Source organism: Streptomyces capoamus (genome assembly GCF_014654935.1).
GTDB classification, from domain to species: domain Bacteria; phylum Actinomycetota; class Actinomycetes; order Streptomycetales; family Streptomycetaceae; genus Streptomyces; species Streptomyces capoamus.
Genome location: NZ_BNBF01000038.1, coordinates 44,130 through 47,738, shown reverse-complemented (window position 1 = coordinate 47,738; position 3,609 = coordinate 44,130). Strand labels below are relative to the sequence as shown.

3 protein-coding genes are annotated in these 3,609 nt (G+C 73.2%); 2 read left to right on the top strand and 1 reads right to left on the bottom strand.

The window, feature by feature from the left end:
• Window positions 1–246: 246 nt before the first annotated feature.
• A complete protein-coding gene (locus IE312_RS35625; RefSeq protein ID WP_189986473.1) occupies window positions 247–1,464 on the top strand; it encodes an MFS transporter in 1,218 nt (405 codons plus the stop codon).
• Window positions 1,465–1,627: 163 nt separating this feature from the next.
• On the opposite strand, the gene IE312_RS35620 is transcribed toward IE312_RS35625, so the two are convergent.
• A complete protein-coding gene (locus tag IE312_RS35620; RefSeq protein WP_189986478.1) occupies window positions 1,628–2,737 on the bottom strand; it encodes a prephenate dehydrogenase in 1,110 nt (369 codons plus the stop codon).
• Between the two features lie 195 nt (window positions 2,738–2,932).
• On the opposite strand from IE312_RS35620, the gene IE312_RS35615 reads away from it, so the two are divergent.
• A partial coding sequence (locus IE312_RS35615) for an Nramp family divalent metal transporter (protein ID WP_189986472.1) occupies window positions 2,933–3,609 on the top strand: 677 nt, incomplete at its 3' end.

The window sequence follows — 3,609 nt, the reverse complement described above, 5'->3', positions numbered from 1 at the left end:
GCCCACGACACCGGCGACTTGCCGAAGACGCCCGTCGTCCGCATCGACTCCTCGGGTCACCGGGGCCGGCCGCGCTAACGTCACTGCGCGGTGACACTCCGCCCGCCCGACGGCCGTCCCCCGCCGTCGGCGGGCGGGTCCCCGGCGTTCCGGCCCGCCCGCGCCCGCCGCGCCCCCGGCGGCGGCGCGGCCGGCCCCCACCACCAGCCCGCGCGCCGACCCGGCGCGCCAGGTCGAGGAGTACTCATGCCCCTGGCACTTCTGGCCCTCGCCATGGGCGCGTTCGGCATCGGGACCACGGAGTTCGTGGCCACCGGGATCCTGCCGCAGGTGGCGGACACCTACGGCGTGTCCATCCCGGCGGCCGGCTACCTGGTCACGGCCTACGCCGTCGGCGTGGTCGTCGGCGCACCCGTGATGACCCTGCTGGGCACCCGGATGTCCAGGAAGTCGATGCTCGCGCTGCTCATGGCCGTCTTCGTGGCCGGCAACGCGCTGTGCGCGGCGGCACCGAGCTTCGCCCTCCTGCTCCTCGGCCGGGTCCTCGCCTCCTTCGCGCACGGCGCCTTCTTCGGCATCGGATCGGTGGTGGCGGCGGACCTCGTGGCCCCGCACCGCCGCGCCTCGGCGATCTCGATGATGTTCAGCGGCCTCACGATCGCCAACGTGGCGGGCGTTCCGCTGGGAACGCTGGTCGGGCAGGCGGCCGGCTGGCGCGTCACCTTCGTCCTCATCGCCCTCCTGGGCGTCCTCGGCGTCGCCGGGGTCCTCCGCTTCGTCCCCGCCGACCGCCGTCCCGAGCGGGTCGGTGTCGCCGGGGAGGCAGCGGCACTGCGCAACCCGCAGGTGGTGCTCGCGATGCTGATGACCGTCCTGGGCTTCGGCGGGGTCTTCGCCGCCGTCACCTACATCGCGCCGATCCTGACGGAGGTCGCGTCCTTCCCCGACTCCTCCGTCTCCGGGATCCTCGTCGTCTTCGGCTGCGGGCTGGTGCTCGGCAACATCGTCGGCGGCAGGCTCGCCGACAAGCGGCTCATGCCGATGCTCTGCACCTCGCTGGCCCTGCTGGGCGCGACCCTGCTCTGCTTCAGTCTCACCGCCTCCCACCAGGCCGCCGCGGTGATCCTGACGTTCCTGATCGGAGTGTTCGGCTTCGCGACCGTCCCGCCCCTGCAAAAGCGCGTGCTGGACAACGCGGCGGGGGCACCGACGCTGGCGTCCTCCCTCAACATCGGCGCCTTCAACCTCGGCAACGCCATCGCCGCCTGGCTCGGCGGCCTCACCATCAGCGCCGGCTTCGGATACGCGTCCTCCAGCGCGGTCGGTGCGGTGATGACCGCGGCCGCGCTGCTCACCGCCGTCGCCTCCGGCCGCCTGGAGCGCCGGCAGCACCGCACGGCCTCCCACCCGAACCCGGTCCCGGCACCCGCCCCGACCGAAGGGGCCCTCGACCGCACACCGTGAGACAAGGCGACGTCCCGCTCGGTGCGCGATGGACGCACCGTTCGGCGTCCGGAACAAGATCTCCCGTGTGCGGGATCCGGCGGACGGCGGCTACTCGGAGGCGTCAAGCGGGTCGAGCCACAGTGACCGGACCCGGCTCTTCTCGGACACCGCTGAGGTGCGGTCAGGGGATGGGAGAGGCGGCGTCCGCCAGTCGTACGCCCCAGCCGCGTGCCTGGAGCGCTGCGGCGAGACCGGGTGTCGTGCCCGAGGTCACGGACAGTTCCACCAGTCCGGAGGCGTCACGCGGGGAGTGTTCGATCTTCACGTCCTCCACGTTGACGCCGGTGGCGCCGACGTCCGCGAGCAGGCGCGCCAGCTCTCCGGGCTGATCCCCGATGAGCACGGCGACGCTGTCGTAGCGCGTCGCGGCCTCCCCGTGCTTACCGGGAATGCGGCCGTGCCCGGCGTTGCCCCGGCGCAGCAGGTCCGCCAGCCGGCCCGCGCCCGCCGCCCGCCCGGTCCCGGGCGGCGCCGACAGGTCCCGCAGCGCCCGCACCGTCGCGGTCAGGTCGGCCGCCAGGTCGTCCAGCACATCGGCCACGACGCCGGCGTTGGCGTCCAGGATGTCCATCCACATCGCGGGCGCCGAAGCCGCCGTGCGCACCACGTCCCGCAGCCCCTGCCCCGCCAGCCGGACCGTGGACGGCTCCGCGGTCTCCAGCCGGGCAGCCATCAGACTGGCGACGAGCTGCGGGGTGTGGGAGACGAGGGCCACCGCGCGGTCGTGTTCCGCGGCGTCCATCAGCACCGGCACGGCACCGCAGAGGGCGATCAGCTCCAGCGCGAGGTTGAGGGTCTCCGTCCCGGTCCTCTCGGTGGGCGTGAGGACCCAGGGCCGGCCCTTGAAGAGCGCGGCCTGTGCGGCAAGAGGGCCCGACAGCTCCCGGCCGGCCATGGGATGGCTGCCGATACAGGAGGACAGGTCGCAGCCGAGCGCCTCGGCGTCCCGAAGCGGCCCGCGCTTGACGCTGGCCACATCCATGCAGTGCCGGGCCAGGCCCTCCTGCTGGACCTCGGCGAAGACCTGCCCCACCAGGGCGGGCGGTACGGCGACGACGGCCAGGTCCGCCGGCTCGGCGGGCGGGTCGAGCCGGCCGGCGCCGAGTGCGGACGCCGTGCGTCCCGAGTCGTCGTCCGCGTCCCGCAGATGAACCTGTACGCCGTGGCCGGCCAGGCACAGGGCCACGGAGGTGCCGATCAGACCGGTGCCGACGACGACGGCGCTGCGGATGCGCCCCGCGTACCGGTAGGGCGCGGCCGTCGGCGTGCGCAGGACCGGCACCTCTGTTGCCGGTTCGAACATTTCTGATCTATGCACTTAAATCACTCCAAATCCTCATGTACGCTCCGCCATCCGACGCGGTGCGAATCCAACGCGCCTTGTTCTGCCGGCTGTTCGTCCGCCGCCCGTCACCGGAGGAGTCCGTTGCCCACGTCCGCCCTGGTCACCGAGCCACGCGTGCGCCCGCCGCGGCGCCGCGCCCGCCCCGCCCTCAAGCTGGTGGGGCCGGCGTTTCTTGCCGCCGTCGCGTACATCGATCCCGGCAACTTCGCCACCGACGTCGAGAGCGGGGCCGACACCGGTTACCAGCTCCTGTGGGTGGTGCTGGCCGCCGGGTGCGCCGCCGTACCGGTCCAGTACCTGTCGGCCAAACTGGGCATCGTCACCGGCAAGAGCCTTCCCGAGTCGTGCCGGCACCGGTTCGGGTCGCGCGTGTCGACGGCCTTGTGGATACAGGCGGAGATCACGGCGATGGCGACGGACCTCGCCGAGTTCACCGGTTCGGCCATCGCGCTCCAACTGCTCTTCCGCCTCGGCCCCCTGGAGTCCGCCCTGATCACGGGAGGCATCTCCTACGTCCTGCTGCACCTGTACGGCCGTCGCCGCAGCTGGCTGGAGCGGCTGCTGACGCTGACGCTCGCCCTGCTGCTGCTGGCGTTCGCCTACCTGACCGCCCGCGGCACCTTCGACGCGGGCGCGGCGGCCTCGGGACTGCTGCCGTCGGTGTCGGGCTCGCAAGGCGCCCTCCTGGCCGTCGGCATCATCGGCGCGACGCTGATGCCGCACGCCATCTACCTGCACTCGGCGCTGGTGACCGACCG

Excerpts from the sequence above, each read along its gene's own strand:
- IE312_RS35625 (WP_189986473.1), top strand. The coding sequence starts at position 247 with ATGCCCCTGGCACTTCTGGCCCTCGCCATGGGCGCGTTCGGCATCGGG.